Raw genomic sequence first — 20,129 nt, forward strand, 5'->3', positions numbered from 1 at the left:
GCCGCCCTGCATGACCAGGGGCGCCCCGCCCTTGCCGAACAGACTCGCCTTCTCGCCGTCCGGCTTCAGCTTCTTCACCGTTTTGTGGACCGAGATGAACCATGTACCCACCGCGGTCACCGCTGCCGTGATCGCACCGAGCGCCGTCATCGCCGTCCCTCTGTCGCCCCACAGCCCCTTCTCCTCCTCCGGGGCCAGCGAGGCGAACAACCAGATCACCGCCGGGAAAACAATGGAGTAGGCGGCGATCACCAGAGCAAGGCCCACCATCGCGTTCACGGTGCTGCGCAGCCATGGCGGGCGGGACTTGCCGCTGCCTGCCCGTGCGGCGCCCCGAGGGCGAGGACTTCAAGAAGATCTCCTCGTGGGCGGCCATCCTCTTCGCCCCCACCCTCGTCGGCACCATCTACGGCATGAACTTCGACCATATGCCGGAGCTGCACTGGGTGTACGGCTACCCCTTCGCGATCCTGCTGATGGCAGTGGTGTGCACGAGCCTGTACGTGGTCTTCAAGAAGCGGGACTGGCTGTGACACCGCACTGACGAAGCCACCCAGGGCGGAGTGCGCTCCGCGTCGCATCCCTCGCGGGCTGCGGCTTCGGCGGGACCCGACCGTGCGCCCTGCTCGGCGGCGACCGGGCTGGTCTCCCCACCTTCGCCGCGGGCGCGGTGGCCGCGGTGCTCCTCCGGCGCGCACTGGACGCGTCCTGGCTCGTACGAGACGACGGGCACGCGCCTGACAGCGGTGACGCCGGAAGGCCGCGAGGCCCTCCGGCGTCATCTGAGGAGTCCGGCCCTTACTTGAGGTAGACCAGTCCGTCGGTGGTGATGGCCGGCCGGCCGGATGTGCCGACCACGACGACCTTCACCGTGTGCTTGGCGCTGGTCGCCCAGGTCTTGGTCCAGATCGCGTCACGGTACTTCGTGGTGCTCGACTTCAGGTCGACCGTCGCCACCTTCACCCCGTCGACGTAGACGTACGCCTGTCCGGAGGTCGAGGCCCGCGACACCACCCAGGAGGCCGAGCGGCCGGTGAAGGTCCACGTCAGCGAGGCGCCCTTGGCGCCGCTGGAGTAGGACTTGCCACCCAGGTAGCTGGTGGAGGACTTGGTGGTCCACGTACCGGACCTGACCGCCGAGGTCTCCTGGAGGATCACCGGTGTGAAGGTGCCGGAGGCGGAGCCGGTGTTGCCGGCGACGTCGTACGCGGTCATGTTCCAGGCCGTGGCCACACCTGACGTGGCGGTCCTGGCGGCGCTCGTGCTCGTGGTCGCGTACGTGACGGAGGCCGGGGCCGTGAGCCGGACGCTCTTCAGCGCCGCGTTGTCCGTGGCCTTCCACGACAGGGTGACGGGGACGGCCGTCGTGTTAACGGTGCCGGTGCGCAGTGCGAGCGTCGGCCGGGTGGTGAAGGCCGGCGCGGTGGTCTCGGCGACGACGGTGACGGCGGCGCTGGTCGACGTGCTGCCCGAGTGGTGCGTGGCGCGGACGGCGACGCTGTGCGAGCCGAGGGCGAGGTTCGTGGACGCCGACGTGGCGGTGCCCGCCACGGCGACGGCCGGCTTGCCGTCGACCAGCAGCTCGTAGCCCTTGATGAGGGACGACGGCGTGGTCGCCGACCAGCCCACCGCCAGGGCCGCCTTGGTGTAGTGGGTCGTCCCGGACTTCGGCGCGCTGACGGACGTGATGGTGAGTCCGGCGACCGGGCCAGCCGCCCACTTGCGCAGGTTCGGCAGCTGCGCGTAGAAGGCGTTGCCGGGGCACTGGGTGTTGTAGCCGTCGCGGTGGCCGTGGATGGTGGGGAAGCTCAGCTGGGCGCCCTTGGCCCAGGACTTGCCGAAGTAGTTGGTGCCGCCCGCGCCCGCCGTGAGGGTGGTGGTGCCGGTCGGGCTCACGCCGTACTGGCCGAGCTTCCAGCCGGCCACCCGGGCGACGGAGGTCAGCGCGGCCTCCGGCGGTGCGATGTCCGTGTAGGTGCCGAGGACGGAGATGCCGGTGGTCTCACCGTTGAAGCCGTAGGCGTGGGCGCCCATCACCGGGCGGTCGATGCCGCCCTTACGGCCCTCGTAGACCACGCCGCACCGGTCGACGAGGAAGTTGTACCCGATGTCCTTCCAGCCCAGCGTCTTGACGTGGTACGCGTAGATGCCGCGCACCAGGGCCGGGCCGTCGGCGCAGGCGTACGCGTTGGACTCGGCGGTGTGGTGCACGACGACCGCCTTGACCTTGCCGCCGGGCAGGTAACCGGGCTCCTCCGGGCTGATCGACTCGTCGGCGCCCCACTGCGCGCGTGACGTGACCGGAGGTTGCGGCATCGACGACGGCGGCGCGGGCGGCACGGTGGACGTCGCGCTCGGGCTCGGGCTGGTGCTCGGGATCGGGCTCGTGGAGGCGGACGCGGACGGCTCCGGCGACGCGGTGCTCGGCGAGGGAGCCGGCTCGGACGTCGCCGACTCGCCGGTCGCGGGCTCGGAGGGCGCCGGCTCGGACGGTGCGGGCTCGCTCGCCGCGGGCTCGGACGGCGCCGGCTCGGTGGGCGACGGCTCACCGGACGCGGACGGCTCCCCGGTCTCCACGGCGAACGCCGCCGGTTCCATGGCGGACGACCGCGCGTCCCCCTTGCCCGGGTCGATCATGTGCAGCCGCAGCCCGGCAGGAAGCTTTCCGCTGCTCCTGCCGCCCGCGGTGATCCGCACCTCCACCCCGGTGGAGGGGCCGACCCAGGCGGGCTCGGTGCCGCCGCGCTCGGCGCCGGACTCGCCCTGCCCGGTGTCGCCGTCCAGCGTGAGCCAGCGCCCCCACCGGCCGGACTCCGCGCCGCGGGTGCGCGCCTCGACGGTCGCCTTGACGCGGGCCGCGGGGTCGGTCCACGTCACACCCAGCAGGCTGAAGGGTTCGGTGTCCCGCTGCCCCAGTGCCGCGCTGCGCCCGTCGGCGCTGGTCTCCAGCCCGGCGCTGCGTACGTCGGTCCTGACCGGCCCGCCCTTCGCCTCGCCGCCGGTGCCGAAGTCCCCTGCGCCGGTCACCCCTTGGAACACCAGCACCCCGGACAGCCCGGCCGCAACCGCGGCAGCCGCGCCCCATACCCGACGAGATCTCATAAGACCGTTCAAAGCCCTTCGCGTGGAAAGCACGTGGAGAAGTACGTGTGGAAGTGCACGTGGAAGTACGTGCGGAAGCAGGCACCGTCTATACCGCGTACCTCAAGCAAGAAGCCAACGCATTCACATACGGCCCGAAACGCGCATTCAGTACATCTGTTGGCTGACAGACACGGCTGTCAAAATTTCAAGCATTAAGCTCCGTGGCGTGCGCGTACTTCTGGTGGAAGACGATGAGCCGGTCGCCCAGTCGCTCCGGCGTGGCCTGCTGCGGTACGGCTTCGAGGTGCAGTGGGTCGGCACGGGCGGGGCGGCGCTGGCCTTTGAGGGACCGTACGACGTCGTCCTGCTCGACCTCGGCCTGCCCGACACCGACGGCCTCGACGTCTGCAAGGCCCTGCGGGAGCGCGGGGACGTACCGATCATCGTGATCAGTGCCCGCAGCGACGAGACGGACCGGGTCGTCGGCCTGGAGCTGGGCGCCGACGACTACGTCTCCAAGCCCTTCGGCGTACGGGAGGTCATCGCGCGCATCAGGGCGGTGATGCGCAGGACGCGGCCGCGGAACTCCGACGCTCCGGCGGCCGGGCCCGACCGTTACGGGCCGCGCCTGACCGTCGACCGCAAAGCCGCGCGCGTACACCTCGACGGTGCGGAGGTGGCGCTCGCGCCCAAGGAGTACGACCTGCTCGCCTTCCTCACCGAGGAGCCGGGCGCGCTGATGTCGCGCGAGCAGATCATGGAGGCGGTGTGGGACGCCAACTGGTTCGGGCCGACGAAGACCCTCGATGTCCATGTCGCGGCGCTGCGGCGGAAGCTGGCAGGCGCGATCACGATCGAGGCGGTACGGGGGGTGGGCTTCCGGCTGGTCGTCGGTGAGGACGGCGTGGCTGCGGGCGGCCCCTCGGGCAGCGCCTCATGATCCGCCGGCTCATCCGCAGCTATGTGCTGCTCGTGGCGGTCGCCATCGGCCTGTTCACCATCCCGGTGGCCTTCACGCTCACCGCCCAGCTGCGGGACGACACCGAGCTGTCCGTCAGCCGCGAGGCCACCACCATGGCGCTGCTGCTCGGCAACGGCGACGACGCCTCGTGCCGGGCCCTGGAGCAGATGGCCAGGGCCTACCGCGACGAGACGCCCGGTGAGGTGCAGGTGACCGCCACCGCGACATGCGCGGCGGAGCTGCCCCGGCCGGAGCGGGACGCGCACCTGACCGAGGTCCTGGAGCACGGCAGGCCCACGACCGACTGGGGCTCCTCCTTCATCTGGGGGCCGCACCTGGTGGTCACCGTCCCCGCACACGAGCGCTCGGCGGACGGGAACAAGGACGGGGGCGGGGGCGACGACGGGGGCAAGGAGGAAGGCGCGGTCGTGGGCGCCGTACGGGTCGCGTACTCGACCAGCGGTCTCACCGACCGGCTGTGGACCATCTGGGGCTTCCGCGCGGCCCTCGCCGTCATCGTCCTGGGCGCGGCGGCCGGTCTTGGCGCGATCGCCGCCCGCCGCCTGACCCGCCCCCTGCGCCAGCTCAACGACATGGCGAGCAAGTTCAGCGACGGCGACCTGACGGCCCGCTCCCCGGTGACCGGCCCGCAGGAGACACAGACCCTGGCACGCACGCTCAACCAGGGCGCGGAACGTCTCGACACCCTGATCGGCGCGCAGCGCATCTTCGTGGCGGACGCGTCCCATCAACTCAGGACCCCGCTGACAGCGTTGCGGCTGTCGCTCGACAACATCGCGGACGGCGTGGACGACGAGCTCGTCAAGGAGGACGTGGAGCAGGCGACGGCCGAGGTGGTCCGGATGAGCCGCCTGGTCAGCGGCCTGCTGGTGCTTGCCCGGGCGGAGGCGAAGGCGACCGCGGCGGAGCCGCTCTCGCTGCGCGACGTCATCGAGGAGCGGTTCGCGGTCTGGCGGCCGGCCGCCGATGAGCGCGGAGTGACCGTCGCGCTCACGGGAAGTGCCGATGACCGGCTGCTGGTGTCGGCCACCCCCGGTCACCTGGACCAGGTCCTGGACAACGTGCTGTCCAACGCCCTGGAGGTCTCACCGGACGGTGGCACGATCACCGTGCGGGTGGAGCGCGAGGGCGACGAGGTGGAACTGTCGGTCCTCGACGGGGGCCCCGGCATGCCCGATACCGAGAAGGCCCGTGCCTTCGACCGCTTCTGGCGCGGCCGGGGCCTCACCGGGCGCGCCGGCTCGGGTCTCGGGCTCGCCGTGGTCAGGCAGCTGGTGACGGACGACGGCGGGACCGTGGCGCTGCGGGACGCGCCCGGGGGCGGGTTGTGCGTGGTGATCAGTTTGCGGGCGGCAGCACAGAGGAGTGGTGGTTGACGATCAGCCACGTGCCGTTGCGCTTCTCGTACGCGTAGGTGTAACGGGCCTCGACGGTGCGCTCCTCGCCGGTCTTCGCGTCGGTGAAATGGAACCTGTACAGGCCCGTGTCGATCGCCGAGTTCTGGTCGAGGACATTGATGACGCTGCGGATCTTCTCGCCTCTCGGCTTGTTGTCCTGGAAGTGCTCGAAGTAGTCGATGATCGCGGCGCGGTCGGTGCGGATCTGCGGGGAAGCGGTCGGCAGGAGCACCGCGTCCTTCGCATACCTCGCGGCGACCGTCTCGGCGTCGCCGCTCTGCAGGGCCTTGTTCCATCCGTCGAAGAGCGCGGCGATCTGCTTCTTGGTGGGCCTGGCGCCGGCGTCGGAGCTGGCGGCGCCGACGCCCACGGTCACCGTGGCCCCGGTGACGAGGGCGGTGGTGGTGACGAGAGCTGCGCGTATGCGGGCCTTACGGGTCATATCAACTCCAGTGCTGTGGTGGTCACTTGCGCCGCCGGCTTCCTCTGTGGCGGGAGTGACTCCAGATTCGCGGGGCACTGGTTAGCGCTGACCCAAGGGACGTACAGGGCACGGGCAGGGAACACCCAATTTCCGCTGCCCCTGATTGCCGTGAAGCGCACGGCGCTCCGGCGCGGCGTTCAGGTATCGCGCGGCCCACTGAAGCGCTCGGTGACGGTGGTGGACCTCCAGGGCCTTAACCTGGCGCAGGCCGCGACGCGGTGAGAGGCTTTCCGGTTCATCCTGCCCGGCCCCCGCGACCGAACGACACCGCGGGGTACCGGGCCTCGGCGTCTTCGGCGGCGAGGGGCGAGGGGCCAGGGGGCGCAGTGGGGGGGGACGATGCTTGAGCTGACACCGTCGCAGGTCCGGGCCGCGGCCGTGGCCGCGCAGGGGCTGCACACCTCCTCGGCCGCGCAGCGCACCCCACTGGAGGTCTTGCGCGCGCTCGGCTGTATCCAGATCGACACCATCAACGTGGTGCGCCGGTCCCACGAGCTGGTGATGCTGGCGCGGGGCGTTCCCTCGGACGCGGCACGGGCTTACGCCTCCCACGAGGACAAGGCGAGTTTCTTCGAATACTGGGCGCACGCCGCCGCCTTCACGCCGGTCGAGCTGTGGCCGCTGTTCGCGTTCCGCCGGCGCCGCACCGCCACCCACGGATGGCGCGGCCCCGCCGTGGATCCGGAGGCATGTGCGGAGGTGCGCCGGCTGGCTGACGAACGCGGCTCGGTCACCATCAGCGATCTGGGCGGGGCGGGCGGGAATAGGTGGGAGCGCGGCTCGCCGCGCAAGTGGGCGGCGGAATGGCTGTGGGCGACCGGGGAGCTCGTGTGTGTACGCCGACTGGGCTGGAAGCGGGTGTACGAACCGGTCGAGCGCGCGCTGCCCGAGCACCTGCGCGCCGACGCCCCTGACGACGATGCCTGCCTGCGAGGGCTGACCGGGATCGCGCTGCGCAACCTCGGCGTGGCCACCGCCGAGGACGTCGCGGACTACTTCCGTCTGCCCGCCCAGCAGGTTCGGCTACAGCTGGAGCGGCTGCCGCAGGCCCGCCCCGTCCGGGTCGAGGGCTGGCCGGACAGCACCTGGGCCCACACGGAGCTCCTGGAACACGGGGAGACGGCCGTGGACGAGGAGAGGGTCACCCCGCTGTCCCCCTTCGACTCGCTGATCTGGACGCGCCCCCGCATGCGGCGACTGTTCGGCGTCGAGTACCTGCTGGAGGCGTACAAGCCCGCGGCCACACGCGAGTGCGGCTACTTCGGGCTCCCCGTCCTGGCCGGGGACCGCGTCGTCGGCCGGGTGGCGCTGCGGGCCCGCAGCGGGAAGGCGACCCTCGAAGGGCGCCAGGTCACCGACCCTGCCTGGACGCACGCCGTCGACACGGCCGCCCAGGTCGCCGCCGCATGGGCCAACGCCACTGTGGAGCAGCCCACCGCGACAAAGCCTCATTGACGCCATCGCGCGGCGGCCACCTGCGCGGTCGCCCGCGCAGCGCTTACCGGGGGGTGCCGCCGTCTTCGGTGGGGCGGCACAGCAGGTCGGGGGCGATCAGGAATCCCGCGCCGGCGATCGCCCCGTCCCTGGCCCATACGCGCACCACCGCCCCCTCCAGCGGCACACCCGGCAGGCACCGGTCCCCCACCTCACCCACGAACCACGGACCGACCTTCCCTGGCACCCCCAGCACAGGACGCCGGAGCGGAACAGCGTCCGGCGGGCCCGCTTCCGGCGGTCGCCCGGGTTCGCCCGGCGTTCGCCCGGCGTTCGCTCAACGGATGCTCAGATTCGAATAACGGTACGGTCACGCTCGCTGGGCTTTCGGAGATTACTGATCGTTATGTGACCCAGACCACTAAAGAATGCGTAAAGGCCGTGGTAGAACTGCGCAACTCCGCAGGTGGCACCACCCCTCGCCGCCGTACGGAGTGCCGGCTCGTGCCGGCTGTTACGACGAGGTGATCACTGTCCGAGTCCACGGACATGTCACCTCGCGTCGCCGATCGGACAGCGGCGTTCGCTCAAAGCCCGCACACCATCCGGCGCGACCTCCCGCGTGCCGGCCCTGCGCCATCGAGGTAGCCCAGTGTCACTCGAGTCCATCACCACATCCATTGACAAAGCCGTCAGTGGATTCTTCGAACCCATAGCCACCTGGCTGGGTGAGGTCGTCTTCTACGCCGTCCCCGTCGGGGGTACGGGCCTGCCGCTGATCGTGGCATGGCTCGTGGTCGCCGGTCTCGTGTTCACCGGCTGGTTCGGCTTCGTCCAGCTGCGCAAGTTCCGGCTCGCCGTTGACGTGGTGCGCGGCAAGTACGACGAGGAGGGGTCGGCCGGTGAGGTCAACCACTTCCAGGCCCTGACCGCCGCCGTCTCCGGCACCGTCGGCCTCGGCAACATCGCCGGTGTCGCCGTCGCCGTCTCCATCGGTGGCCCCGGCGCCACGTTCTGGATGATCCTGTGCGGCCTGCTGGGCATGGCCACCAAGTTCGTCGAGGTCACCCTTGGTGTGAAGTACCGAGAGGTGCACGCCGACGGCACCGTCTCGGGCGGCCCGATGCACTACCTGCCCAAGGGCCTGGCCGACCGCTTCGGCAGCAACGGCAAGAAGCTCGGCAAGGTCCTCGCGGTCCTCGCCTCCGCCATGGTCCTCTTCTTCGGCCTCTTCGGCGGCAACCTCTTCCAGGTCAACCAGTCCTACGCGCAGCTGGTCTCCGTCACCGGCGGCGAGAACGGCCTGATGGGCTCCTCGGCCGGCGCCCTGTTCTTCGGCCTCCTGGTCGCCGCCCTCGTGGGCATCGTGCTGCTCGGCGGCATCCGCTCGATCGCCAACGTCACCAGCAGGCTGGTCCCGGCCATGGCCGGTCTCTACATCGCCGGCTGCCTGGTGGTCATCCTCGTCAACGTGACCGCGGTCCCCGCGGCCCTCGCCTCGATCATCGAGGGCGCGTTCAACCCCCAGGGCGTCGCGGGCGGTGTGCTCGGCGCACTGATCGTCGGCTTCAAGCGGGCCGCGTTCTCCAACGAGGCCGGCCTCGGCTCGGCACCCATCGCCCACTCCGCGGTGAAGACCAAGCACCCGGCGAGCGAGGGCCTGGTCGCCCTGCTGGAGCCCTTCATCGACACCGTGATCATCTGCACGATGACCGCCCTGACCATCGTCATCGCCAACCCGGCCAGCTGGGCCGAGGCGCGTGCCGGCGAGTCCATCGGCGGTGTCACGATCACCTCCGACGCCTTCGGCACGGTGATGCCCTGGTTCCCGTACATCCTCACCGTCGCGGTGATGCTGTTCGCCATCTCCACCGTGCTCACCTGGGGCTACTACGGCCTCAAGGCGTGGACGTACCTCTTCGGCCGCAGCAGGACCAGCGAGCTGACGTACAAGGTCGTCTACACCCTGTTCGCGGTCGGCGGCTCGCTGCTGACGCTGCAGACGCTGATCGACATGGCCGACGCCGTGCTGTTCATGCTCGCCGTCATCAACATCATCGGCCTGTACCTGCTGGCGCCGGTCGTCAAGCGCGAGCTGAACTCGTTCCTGGAGTTCGTCCGCGCCCGCAAGGCGGGCCTGACCGACGACGCGGATGGGGACAAGGAGCCGGTCGACGCGGGCGTCTGACGCCCGGCGCACCACCGGCCACCTCCGTGGGCCTGGTCCGGACCGCTTCGGCGGTCCGGACCAGGCCCACAGGGGTGTACGCCCGGCATCGTGCCGCGAGCGGCGAATCGCAACGGTGAGACGGGCCGGCGAAACAACAGGTGCTCGGGGGGTACTCGCAGGCCGGCAGGTGAGTCCGGTGCACTGCGGTGCACTTCGGTGCATCCGGGTGGACTCCGGTGCAGTGCCGTGGACTCCGGTGCAGTGCGGTGTACGCGAGGGAAGCGAGGCAGCACGATGCGTTTCCGGGACCGCAGAGCGGCCGGTCGTGAACTGGCCGAGCGGCTCATCGACAGGCAGCGACAGGGGGAGCTGGACAATCCCGTCGTGCTGGCGCTGCCCCGTGGGGGCGTGCCCGTGGCCGACGAGGTGGCCCGTGCGCTGCACGCGCCCCTGGACGTCCTCGTCGTCCGCAAGATCGGCGCGCCCTTCAATCCGGAGCTCGGCATCGGGGCGCTGGTGGGCGACCAGCCGCCCCTGTTCGACGAGCGGGCGCTGGCGGTGCTCGACCTGACGGCCGATCGCATGAGCGTCCAAGTGGCGAGCGAGCGCGAGGAACTGCGCCGCCGCGAGCAGCTCTACCGTGGCGGCCGCCCCATGCCCGAGCTGGGCGGGCGGACCGTCCTGGTGGTCGATGACGGGCTGGCCACCGGCGTCACCGCGCGTGCCGCGCTGCGCGCCGTGCGCGCGGCCGACCCGCCTCCCGCTCGCGTGGTGCTGGCCGTGCCGGTGGCTTCCGTCGAGGCCACCACGGCGCTGCGGGGAGAGGCGGACGAGATCGTGTACGTGTACCAGCCCCGGCCCTTCGAGTCGGTCGGCCAGTGGTACGTGGACTTCGCGCAGCTCAGCGACGACGAGGTCGTCCGGACGCTGAGCGCCGCCTCGCCAGGGGCCTGAGCGGGCGGGCCGAGCGTCAGGTTTCGTCCTCGCGGTGCATGGGGGCGACGCCCCGGCCCGGTTCGACCACGTCGCGGCGGCCGCCCGTCTGCGCCGTCTCCAGGCCGGAGATCTCCGGGTGGTGCAGGTCGAAGGCGGGCGACTCGGAGCGAATGCGGGGCAGGGTCGTGAAGTTGTGGCGGGGCGGCGGGCAGGAGGTGGCCCACTCCAGGGACCGTCCGTACCCCCACGGGTCGTCCACGTCGACCCGCTTGCCGTACTTGGCCGTCTTCCAGACGTTGTAGAGGAACGGCAGGGTCGACAGGCCCAGCAGGAACGAGCCGATCGAGGAGACCGTGTTGAGCGCGGTGAATCCGTCGGCGGCCAGATAGTCGGCGTACCGGCGCGGCATACCTTCCGCGCCCAGCCAGTGCTGGACGAGGAACGTCATGTGGAAGCCGACGAACAGCGTCCAGAAATGGAGCTTCCCCAGGCGCTCGTCGAGCATCGTGCCGGTCATCTTCGGCCACCAGAAATGGAATCCGGCGAACATCGCGAAGACGATCGTGCCGAAGAGTACGTAGTGGAAGTGGCCGACGACGAAATACGTGTCGGTGACGTGCCAGTCCATCGGTGGTGAGCCGAGGACGACGCCGGTCAGGCCGCCGAACAGGAAGGTGACCAGAAACCCGATGGCCCACAGCATCGGGGTCTCAAAAGTGATGGACCCCTTCCACAACGTGCCGATCCAGTTGAAGAACTTCACCCCGGTCGGCACCGCGATCAGGAAGGTCAGGAACGAGAAGAAGGGCAGCAGCACCGCGCCGGTGGCGAACATGTGGTGCGCCCACACCACCACGGACAGACCGGTGATGGCGATCGTGGCGCCGATCAGCCCGATGTAGCCGAACAGCGGCTTGCGGGAGAAGACCGGGAAGATCTCGGTGACGACCCCGAAGAACGGCAGCGCCAGGATGTACACCTCGGGATGGCCGAAGAACCAGAACAGGTGCTGCCACAGCATCGCCCCGCCGTTGAGGGGATTGAAGACGTGGGAGCCGAATTGCCGGTCCGACTCCAGGACCAGCAGCGCGGCGGCGAGCACGGGGAAGGCGAGCAGCACCAGGACGCTGGTCAGGAGCACGTTCCAGGTGAAGATCGGCATGCGGAACATCGTCATGCCGGGGGCGCGCATGCCGATGATGGTGGTGATGAAATTGACCGCGCCCAGGATCGTGCCGAATCCGGACAGCGCCAGGCCCATGATCCACATGTCGGCGCCGATGCTCGGTGTCCGCTCCAGCCGGTTGAGCGGCGCGTAGGCCGTCCAGCCGAAGTCGGCGCTGCCGTTGGTGGTCAGCAGACCACCGACGACGATCAGCCCACCGAAGAGGAAAAGCCAGTACGACAGCATGTTCAGCCGGGGGAACGCCACATCCGGCGAGCCGATCTGCAGGGGCATCACGGCATTGGCGAATCCCGCGAATGTCGGCGTCGCGAACAGCAGCAGCATCACGGTCCCGTGCAGCGTGAATGCCTGGTTGTACTGCTCATTGGACATCAACTGCATGCCGGGGCGGGCCAGTTCGGCGCGCATGACGAGAGCGAGCGCTCCGGCGAAGAGGAAGAACACGAAGGAGGTGATCAGGTACAGGTGCCCGATCTTCTTGTGATCCGTCGTGGTGAGCCAGCCCACCAGGACACGGCCCCGGCCTCGTCCGGCCACCGGTACCGGGGCGACCGGCTCGGTCGATGTCACCATACGAATCCTCAGAACGCACGCACGGGCAGGACGCGCGGCAAAGTACCCCCTTACCGCCTGGAGAAACGCTACGCAGTTCAGCGGCGGCGCCGCGCCCTTTACGCCCGTACGGCGCTGGATACGTCACTCGTATTGGGCAGTTGGACGCACCCGGAACGGTGAACGGATCGTCACCACGCGGGTGGCGTGGCCGGGAGCGGCAAGCCCGTGTAGTTCTCGGCCAGTTCCGCGGCGGCGTGCGGCGAGGAGGCGATCCGGTCCAGCTGGGAGAGCTGGAGTCGGGTGTCGAACGGCGACTGGCCGGGGTCGGTGTGCAGGGTCGTCGTCATGGCGTACGAGAAGTGCTCGGCCCGCCACACCCGGCGCAGGCAGGTGTCGGAGTACGCCTCCAGGAGCTCGTCCGAGCCCGTGGCGTGCCGGTGGGCCAGCGCGCGGGCCAGGACGACCACGTCGGCGGCCGCCAGATTGAGGCCCTTCGCGCCGGTCGGCGGCACGATGTGCGCGGCGTCCCCGGCGAGGAACAGCCGCCCGTGGCGCATCGGCTCGGTGACCCAGCTGCGCATGGGCAGCACCGACTTCTGCGTGACCGGCCCCCGCTCGAGGCGCCAGTCGGGCTCCGCGTCCAGGGCGAACCGGGTATCCAGCTCGTCCCAGATCCGCTCGTCCGGCCAGTCGGCCGGGTCGGTGCCGTTGGGGACCTGGAGGTAGAGGCGGCTGACCGCGGGGGTGCGCATGCTCGCGAGCGCGAAGCCCCGCTCGGAGTGGGCGTAGACCAACTCGTCGTACACGGGCGGCGCTTCGGCGAGGATGCCGAGCCAGGAGTACGGGTAGGTCCGCTCGTACGTGGTGCGCAGCCCTTCGGGTACGGCGCCGCGCGCGATGCCGTGGAAGCCGTCGCAGCCGACGACGTACTCGCAGGTGAGCGTCTGCTCGCGGCCTTCGTGGCAGTAGCGGACGAGGGGCCGTTCGCCATCGGCGCCCTCGATGGCGTGGACCTCCGCCTCGAAGAGCAGCGGCCCGCCCTCGTCGAGCTGGAGGGCGATCAGGTCCTTGACGACCTCGGTCTGGGCGTACACCGTCACCGTGCGGCCCTGGGCGAGGGAGGGGAAGTCGACGCGGTGGGCGCGGCGGCCGAAGCGCAGCTCGATGCCGTGGTGGACCAGGCCCTCGCGGTCGAGGCGGTCGCCGGCGCCGGCGGCGCGCAGGACGTCCACGGTGGCCTGTTCGAGGATGCCGGCGCGCTGGCGCTGCTCGACGTAGGCACGGTCGCGGCGCTCCAGGACGACACTGTCGACGCCGGCCCGGTGGAGCAGCCGGGCGAGCAGCAGTCCGGCGGGGCCGCCGCCGATGATCCCGACCGTGGTGTGCATGCGCTCTCCTGTTCGCGTAGTGAAGTAAACTTCACCCTGCTGGGTGTCGTGAGTCTGCGCCCGGCGCCCGAGGCTGTCAACGCCCGCGTTCCTCGATGACGGAGAGCCGCATGCCATCCACCGACCCCGTGGACACGCCGCCCGAGGCCGTCGCGCCGCTCATGCGCGGCATCGCCGTCCTCCGCGCGCTCACCGACGCGGACGGCACCATGAGCCTGAGCGAACTGGAACGCGCCACCGGCCTGGCCCGCGCGACCGTCGACCGGGTGACCGCGACGCTGGCGCGCATGGGGTACGTGCGGCTCGACGGCCGTGACGCCACGCTCGCCCCGCGCCTGATGGAGCTCGGCAACGCCTACCTCGCCGCGATCCGGCTCCCCGGCCTGCTCGGCGCGCACGCCGACGCCCTCGCCGACGAGCTGGACGAGTCGGTGTCCCTCGCGGTGCCCGACCGGGACGGCATCCGCTTCATCCATCAGGCGACCCGGCGCCGCGCCATGTCCCTCAGCTTCCGCATCGGCGACCTCCTGCCCGCCGAACGCACCGGCCCCGGCCCGCTGTTCGCCGCCGCATGGGCGGAGCAGGACTGGGCGCGGTGGCGCGAGCGCCGCGCCGCCGACCCGGACGACCGGGGCTTCCCCGCCCTGCCGCCGCGCACCCGCGAGGAGGACTTCACCGAGCGCGTGGAGCGGGCCCGCGAGCTCGGCCTGGCGCTTGACGACCAGCTCATCGAGCCGGGCCTGGTCGCGGTGTCCGTACCGGTCCGCACCCCCGGCGGGCAGGTGGCCTGCGCGCTGAGCGTGGTGAGCCACACCAGCCGGCACAGCGCCCCGTCGCTGCGGGACGCCGCCCTGCCACGGCTGCGCGCGGCCGTGGGGGCCATGGAGCGCGAGCTGGGCCACGCCCCGCCTCCGGCCGATCCGCCCACCCGGGCCGCGCTCGCCGCCTGGACCGGTGCGTCCAAGCAGGAGCTGGGCCGGGACTTCATCGAGTCGCTGGCGCGCGGGCTGACCGTGCTGACCGCCTTCGGCGAGGGGCGCGACGCGCTGACCCTGAGCGCCGTCGCCGAGGCGACGGGCCTGCCCCGGGCCACCGCCCGCCGGGCCCTGATCACCCTGGAACACCTGGGATACGTCACCGCCCAGGAGCGCACCTTCCGGCTCACGCCCCGCGTCCTGGGCCTGGGCTACCCGCCGCTGTCCCGCACGACGCTGCCCGCGATCGCGGCGCCGCACCTGGCCGCGCTGGCCACGCGGGTGCACGACTCCGCGTCGCTGGCCGTGCTCGCGGGCGACGACATCCAGTACATGGCGCGCGTCGCCACCAGCCGCATCATGAGCGTCAACATCACCGTGGGGACGCGCTTCCCGGCGTACGCGACGTCGATGGGCCGGGTGCTGCTGGCGGGCCTGCCGCCCGGGGAGCGCGGCGAGCGGATCGCCCGCATGGAGCTGCGTCCCCTGACCCCGCACACGGTGACCCGCCCCGGCGACCTGGCCGCGATCCTGGACACCGTCGCGAGCGGCGGGTACGCCCTGGTGGACGAGGAGCTGGAGGAGGGCCTGCGCTCGATCGCGGTACCGGTCCGTGACCGGGCCGGGAAGGTCGTCGCCGCCGTCAACATCGCCATGCACAGCGTGCGGCGCACCCCGGCGCAGTGTGTCGCCGAGGTGCTGCCGCCGCTGCGGGCGGCGGCGGACCGGATCGAGGCGGACCTGCGGGTCGCGGGGCGGTTCGCCCGGATCGCGCCCGCCTGATCGGAACAGGAACACCGACGGCCCCGGTGAGGGTGGTGAACCGGTCCGGGCCGTCACGCCCGCGACCGGGTCCGAGAACGGCTGCTGCCGGTCCCCGGCCCCCTACCCGGTGCCGTACTCCGGCTCACGCCAGGGCGGGCAGCACCCGGTCGGGGGTCAGGGGGAGTTCGCGGAAGCGGATGCCGGTGGCGTGGTGCACAGCGTTGCCGATGGCGGCCGGGGTGCCGACGATGCCGATCTCGCCGATGCCTTTGCTGCCCATCGGGTTGAGGTGGGGGTCCTCCTCCTCGACCCAGTAGGCGTCGATGTCCGGCGCGGACGGGACGTCCGCGTGGCTGGGCACGTGGTAGGACGCCAGGTCGTGCTCGGCGAAGTCCCCGAAGGCCGGGTCCATGGTGCTGTGCTCGGTCAGGGCCATCCCCAGCCCCATGGTCATGCCGCCGATGAACTGCGAGCGGGCCGTGCGCGGGTTGAGGATCCGCCCGGCGGCGTACACCCCGAGCAGCCGCCGCACCCGCACCTCCCCCGTGACGGTGTCGACCTGGACCTCCGCGAAGTGGGCGCCGAAGGCGTGCCGGGCGAACGGCGGGGTACGGCCGGCTTCCTCGGTGGTGTCGGCGGAGGCGGTGAGCCCTTCGACGGGCAGGGGGCCCGCATGGCGGGCCAGCCGCTCGGTCAGGCGCGTGCAGGCGGCGTGCACGGCCCAGCCCCAGGAGGCGGTGCCGGACGAGCCGCCGGCCAGCGGGGCGCGCGGCAGCCGGGTGCTGCCGATGTCGATGCGTACGGAGTCGAGGGCGACGCCCAGCGCGTCGGCGGCGATCTGGGCGAGGACGGTACGGGCGCCGGTGCCGATGTCGGTGGCGTTGACGGCCACGGCGTAGCCGCCGTCGTGGAGCGCGGTGACGGTGGCCGTGGACGGGGAGAGCAGGACGGGATAGGTGGCGGCGGCGACTCCGGTGCCGGTGAGCAGGGTGCCTTCGCGGCGGACGGCGGGGCGCGGGTCGCGGTCGGCCCAGCCGAAGAGGCGGGCGCCTTCGCGCAGGCACTCGACGAGGTGGCGGCTGCTGAACGGCAGGCCGCTGTCCGGGTCGGTGGCGGGGTCGTTGCGCACGCGCAGTTCGACCGGGTCGAGGCCGAGGGCGCCGGCGAGTTCGTCCATGGCCGACTCCAGCGCGTACATGCCGGGCGCCTCGCCGGGCGCGCGCATCCAGGACGGGGTCGGTACGTCGAGGGGGACGGCCCGGTGGGTGGTCAGGCTGTGCGGCGACGCGTACATCACACGGGCGGGAACGGCCGCCTGCTCGACGAACTCCCTGATACGGGAGGTGTGGGTGGTGACCTCGTGGCTGACGCTGGTGAGGGTGCCGTCGCGTTCGGCGCCGAGCCGTACCCGGTGCAGGGTCGGCGCGCGATGGCCGACGACGGCCGCCAAGTGGCCCCGGGGCAGCGCGAGTTTGACGGGACGGCCGGTGTGGCGGGCGGCCATGGCGGCGAGCACCACGTGCGGGCGGGGCGTGCCCTTGGAGCCGAATCCGCCTCCCACGTGCTGGGAGACGACCGTGACCTGGTCCCGGCGCAGCCCGAACAGCCGGGCGAGGACCGCGTGGACGGGGCCGGCGCCCTGGCTGGAGTCGTAGACGGTCAGGTGGTCGCCGTCCCAGCGGGCGTAGGCGGCGTGCGGCTCCATGGGGTGGTTGTGCAGCGGCGGTATGCGGTACGTCGCGTCGACGTGTACGGGAGCGGCGGCGAAGGCGGCGGCCGCGTCACCGCGCTCGCGGCGGGCGGGGTGGCCGCCGTTGGCCTCCTGCGGCTCGTAGGCGCCGGGGTGGTCGGGGGTGAGGGTGACGTCGTGCGGCTCGGCGGCGTACGTGACGTGGACGGCGGCCGCGGCGGCGCGTGCGTCCGGGAGTGTTTCGGCCACGGCGAGGGCGACGTACCAGCCCCGGTGCGGGACGGTGTGGTGCTGGAGCACGGCGAGGTTGGGGTCGTCGGGCTCGCCGAGGCGGGGCGCGGTGTCCGGGGTGAGGACGGCGAGGGTGCCGGGCAGGGCGAGGGCGGCGGCCGTGTCGACGGCGGTGACCCGGCCGGAGGCGACGGTGGCGGGGACCGGCCACGCGTAGGCGCAGTCGGGCGGTGTGTGCGCCAGCTCGGTGGCGTAGCGCGCGGCGCCGGTGACCTTGTCGAGGCCTTCGAGTCGCTCGGCGGCGGCGCCGAGGGCGCGGGCGGGAGCGGCCGGGACCCGCGTACGGGTCGCGGCGGAGGTCGCGGTGCGGCTCGCGGCGGAGGTCGCGGTGCCGGGCACGGTGCGGCCCGCGGCGGAGGTCGCGGTGCCGGGCGCAATGCCGGGCGCAGTGCCGGGCGCGGCGGAGGTCGCGGGCGGCTCGCGGCGGAGGTCGCGGTGCCGGGCGCGGTGTGGGTCATCGCGGAGTCCTTCCGGGTCTCGGTCCTTCCGGTGCCGGTGCCGGTCGCGGCGTCAGCGGCGTGCCAGCTCGGACAGGACGCGGCAGGCGAGGTTGCGGGCGAGCGGAACCTTGAAGGCGTTGTCCCGCAGCGGCTGGGCCAGCCCGAGTTCGGCGTCCACCGCGTGCGCGATGGCGTGCTCGGTGGGCGGGGCGCCCAGCAGCGCGGTCTCCGCGAGCCGGGCCCGCCACGGGCGGTGGGCGAGCCCGCCGAACGCGAGCCCCACATGGCGTACGGCACCGGCGTCGTCCACGTCGAGGACCGCGGCGACGGAGGCCAGCGCGAAGGCGTACGAGGCGCGGTCGCGGGCCTTGCGGTACGCGGAGGGGAGCCCGGCCGTGCGGGCGGGCAGCATGACCGCGGTGATCAGCTCGCCGGGCTCCAGGACCGTGTCCCGCTCGGGGTGGTCGCCGGGCAGGCGGTGGAAGTCGGTCACCGGGACGGTCCGTTCGCCGCCGGGGCCGTACAGGTGGACGGTGGCGTCGAGGGCGGCCAGGGCGACGGCCATGTCGGAGGGGTTCGTGGCGATGCAGTGCGGCGAGTGGCCGAGCACGGCGTGGTCGCGGTGGATGCCGTCGCGGGCGCCGCAGCCGGTGCCGGGCTCGCGCTTGTTGCACGGCTTGGCGGTGTCCTGGAAGTAGGGGCACCGGGTGCGCTGGAGCAGGTTGCCTCCGGTGGTGGCGATGTTGCGCAGCTGCCCGGAGGCCCCGGCGAGCAGGGCCTGCGACAGAACGGGATGGCGGTCGCGTACGAGGGGGTGGGCGGCGAGGTCGCTGTTGCGTACGGTCGCCCCGATGCGCAGGGCCCCGTCGGGCAGCTCCTCGATGCCGTCGAGCGGCAGCCGGCTGACGTCGACCAGCGTCTCAGGGGTCTCCACCCCGTGCTTCATCAGGTCGACGAGGTTCGTGCCGCCCGCCAGGTAGCGGGCGCCGGGGCGGGCCGCGTGGGCGGCGGTGGCCTCTTCGACGCTTCTGGCGCGTACGTATGCGTAGGGCTTCACCGGGTCACGTCCTCGACGGCGGCGACGATGTTGGGGTAGGCACCGCAGCGGCACAGGTTGCCGCTCATCCGCTCGCGGATCTCCTCGGCGGTGAGCTCCACCGGCCCCTGGCCGGACGGCCGCGTCGGGTCGGTGACGTACGAGGGGTGCCCGGCGGCCGCCTCGGCGAACAGGCCCACGGCGGAGCAGAGCTGGCCGGGGGTGCAGTAGCCGCACTGGTAGGCGTCGCGGTCGAGGAACGCCTGCTGGACGGGGTGGAGTTCACCGCCGGCGGCGAGCCCCTCCACGGTGATGATCTCGGTGCCGTCCTGGGCGACCGCGAGCAGCAGGCAGCTGTTGGCGCGCCGGCCGTCGACCAGGACGGTGCACGCGCCGCACTGCCCGTGGTCGCAGCCCTTCTTGGCGCCCGTCAGCCCCAGGTCCTCACGCAGGACGTCGAGGAGCGTGGCGCGGTGGTCGACGGTGAGCGTGCGGGGCGAGCCGTTCACCTGGAGGGTGACGCGGGACCGGGTGGGGGCCTGGGCCGGGGCCGCGTGCGAGGCGCTCATCACAGGGTCTCGTCCCCCTCGTCCGGGACGGTGTGCACGGCCGCCTCCTCGGCGGATGCCGCGGCGCCGTCGATACCGACGTCCGTGGCGACCACCGTGCCCTCGTCGTCGGTACGCACACCCTCGTCCGGTGCGACGAGCCGGCCGGAGCGTTCGCGCCCGACCTGGTCGTCGATGGGTTCGCCATTGCCGCCGGGGAGGTCGCCGATGCCGTCGGACGGCTCGGGCTCCTCCAGGGCCGGGTCGGGGATCTCCTCGGAGAGCCGCTGGTCCAGGCTCTCGCCCTCGCGCTGCTCGCGGGCCGTGGTGCCGACGTGGTCGACGGCGAGCGGCCGCTCGGGCGGCGACCAGCCCTCCTCGTACGGGTCCGCCTCGCGATCGGACAGGGTGTCCTCGGCGTCGAGGATGCCGTCGTCCTCCCGGCCATCCGGGTCATCGGGCTGGTAGACCTCGTCGCCCATCGCGTTCTCGGTTCCCATGACGTGGCTCCCGTGTGGTGCGGTGCTCGTGCCCTGCTGTACACCTGATCGCTTATCCAGTGATCGCGTATCCAGCCTGGAACAGGTCACACATCCCGGCATTCCGGGCACGCGGACATGGCAGCGGCCCGGCGGGCCCCCGCCCCCCGGCCGCGGCCCGGTGCCGCCCCACCCGGCCCCGCCCGGGCCCCGGGCGCTCGGGGGGGGGCCCCCCCGGCGGGGGCCGGCGGGGGGTGGACCGGGTTGGGGGGTGCACGTCGGGAGAGGAC

Annotated in this window: 15 protein-coding genes and 1 pseudogene; 7 read left to right on the top strand and 9 right to left on the bottom strand. The window is 72.2% G+C overall.

Annotation, left to right across the window (positions count from 1 at the left end; translation table 11 throughout):
• Positions 1-335: 335 nt before the first annotated feature.
• Positions 336-533, top strand: a pseudogene (locus QWM81_RS21635) (CorA family divalent cation transporter); the annotation flags it as partial.
• 265 nt (positions 534-798) lie between these two features.
• Here QWM81_RS21635 and QWM81_RS21640 read toward each other — a convergent pair.
• Entirely contained in the window at positions 799-3,102 is a 2,304-nt protein-coding gene (locus tag QWM81_RS21640; protein ID WP_290113868.1) for an N-acetylmuramoyl-L-alanine amidase, read from the bottom strand.
• Between the two features lie 208 nt (positions 3,103-3,310).
• On the opposite strand from QWM81_RS21640, the gene QWM81_RS21645 reads away from it, so the two are divergent.
• Together QWM81_RS21645 and QWM81_RS21650 are read left to right on the top strand one after the other, a co-directional pair.
• Positions 3,311-4,024 carry a response regulator transcription factor gene (locus QWM81_RS21645; protein WP_290113869.1) on the top strand — a complete coding sequence of 238 codons (714 nt, stop codon included), beginning with the start codon at positions 3,311-3,313 and terminating at the stop codon, positions 4,022-4,024.
• Positions 4,021-5,442 (top strand): HAMP domain-containing sensor histidine kinase, encoded by a 1,422-nt coding sequence (locus QWM81_RS21650; RefSeq protein WP_290113870.1) that lies wholly within the window; start codon positions 4,021-4,023, stop codon positions 5,440-5,442. The genes QWM81_RS21645 and QWM81_RS21650 overlap by 4 nt, the downstream gene beginning before the upstream one ends.
• On the opposite strand, the gene QWM81_RS21655 is transcribed toward QWM81_RS21650, so the two are convergent.
• Positions 5,405-5,905 carry an SgcJ/EcaC family oxidoreductase gene (locus QWM81_RS21655; protein ID WP_290113871.1) on the bottom strand — a complete coding sequence of 167 codons (501 nt, stop codon included), beginning with the start codon at positions 5,903-5,905 and terminating at the stop codon, positions 5,405-5,407. The genes QWM81_RS21650 and QWM81_RS21655 overlap by 38 nt on opposite strands.
• Positions 5,906-6,286: 381 nt before the next feature.
• On the opposite strand from QWM81_RS21655, the gene QWM81_RS21660 reads away from it, so the two are divergent.
• Entirely contained in the window at positions 6,287-7,402 is a 1,116-nt protein-coding gene (locus QWM81_RS21660) for a DNA glycosylase AlkZ-like family protein (protein ID WP_290113872.1), read from the top strand.
• 43 nt (positions 7,403-7,445) lie between these two features.
• Here QWM81_RS21660 and QWM81_RS21665 read toward each other — a convergent pair whose 3' ends face one another.
• The gene (locus QWM81_RS21665; RefSeq protein WP_290113873.1) at positions 7,446-7,601 is read right to left on the bottom strand and encodes a hypothetical protein; all 156 of its coding nucleotides are present in this window, start codon (positions 7,599-7,601) and stop codon (positions 7,446-7,448) included.
• A gap of 432 nt (positions 7,602-8,033) precedes the next feature.
• Here QWM81_RS21665 and QWM81_RS21670 point away from each other — a divergent pair, with 432 nt between their 5' ends.
• Both QWM81_RS21670 and QWM81_RS21675 read left to right on the top strand, forming a co-directional pair.
• A complete protein-coding gene (locus tag QWM81_RS21670) occupies positions 8,034-9,569 on the top strand; it encodes an alanine/glycine:cation symporter family protein (protein WP_290113874.1) in 1,536 nt (511 codons plus the stop codon).
• 276 nt (positions 9,570-9,845) lie between these two features.
• Positions 9,846-10,505 (top strand): phosphoribosyltransferase, encoded by a 660-nt coding sequence (locus QWM81_RS21675; protein ID WP_290113875.1) that lies wholly within the window; start codon positions 9,846-9,848, stop codon positions 10,503-10,505.
• A gap of 16 nt (positions 10,506-10,521) precedes the next feature.
• Here QWM81_RS21675 and ctaD read toward each other — a convergent pair whose 3' ends face one another.
• Positions 10,522-12,246: an aa3-type cytochrome oxidase subunit I gene (ctaD, locus tag QWM81_RS21680; RefSeq protein ID WP_290113876.1), complete on the bottom strand. Its 1,725-nt coding sequence runs from the start codon at positions 12,244-12,246 to the stop codon at positions 10,522-10,524.
• Positions 12,247-12,416: 170 nt separating this feature from the next.
• The gene (locus QWM81_RS21685) at positions 12,417-13,616 is read right to left on the bottom strand and encodes a 4-hydroxybenzoate 3-monooxygenase (RefSeq protein ID WP_290113878.1); all 1,200 of its coding nucleotides are present in this window, start codon (positions 13,614-13,616) and stop codon (positions 12,417-12,419) included.
• A gap of 110 nt (positions 13,617-13,726) precedes the next feature.
• On the opposite strand from QWM81_RS21685, the gene QWM81_RS21690 reads away from it, so the two are divergent.
• The gene (locus QWM81_RS21690; RefSeq protein WP_290113879.1) at positions 13,727-15,373 is read left to right on the top strand and encodes an IclR family transcriptional regulator domain-containing protein; all 1,647 of its coding nucleotides are present in this window, start codon (positions 13,727-13,729) and stop codon (positions 15,371-15,373) included.
• Between the two features lie 124 nt (positions 15,374-15,497).
• On the opposite strand, the gene QWM81_RS21695 is transcribed toward QWM81_RS21690, so the two are convergent.
• The 4 genes from QWM81_RS21695 to QWM81_RS21710 all read right to left on the bottom strand — a co-directional run bounded on the left by QWM81_RS21695 (position 15,498) and on the right by QWM81_RS21710 (position 19,860).
• On the bottom strand, positions 15,498-17,675 hold the full coding sequence (locus tag QWM81_RS21695) for a xanthine dehydrogenase family protein molybdopterin-binding subunit (RefSeq protein ID WP_290113880.1): 2,178 nt from the start codon (positions 17,673-17,675) through the stop codon (positions 15,498-15,500).
• Between the two features lie 171 nt (positions 17,676-17,846).
• Entirely contained in the window at positions 17,847-18,833 is a 987-nt protein-coding gene (locus QWM81_RS21700; protein ID WP_290113883.1) for an FAD binding domain-containing protein, read from the bottom strand.
• Positions 18,830-19,381, bottom strand: a complete 552-nt coding sequence (locus tag QWM81_RS21705; RefSeq protein ID WP_290113884.1) for a (2Fe-2S)-binding protein — start codon at positions 19,379-19,381, stop codon at positions 18,830-18,832. The genes QWM81_RS21700 and QWM81_RS21705 overlap by 4 nt, the downstream gene beginning before the upstream one ends.
• Positions 19,381-19,860, bottom strand: coding sequence for a DUF5709 domain-containing protein (locus QWM81_RS21710; protein ID WP_290113885.1), 480 nt, complete (start codon positions 19,858-19,860; stop codon positions 19,381-19,383). Before QWM81_RS21710 ends, QWM81_RS21705 begins: the two co-directional genes overlap by 1 nt.
• Positions 19,861-20,129: the final 269 nt, after the last annotated feature.

This window comes from Streptomyces ficellus, from assembly GCF_030406405.1.
Lineage (GTDB): Bacteria > Actinomycetota > Actinomycetes > Streptomycetales > Streptomycetaceae > Streptomyces > Streptomyces ficellus_B.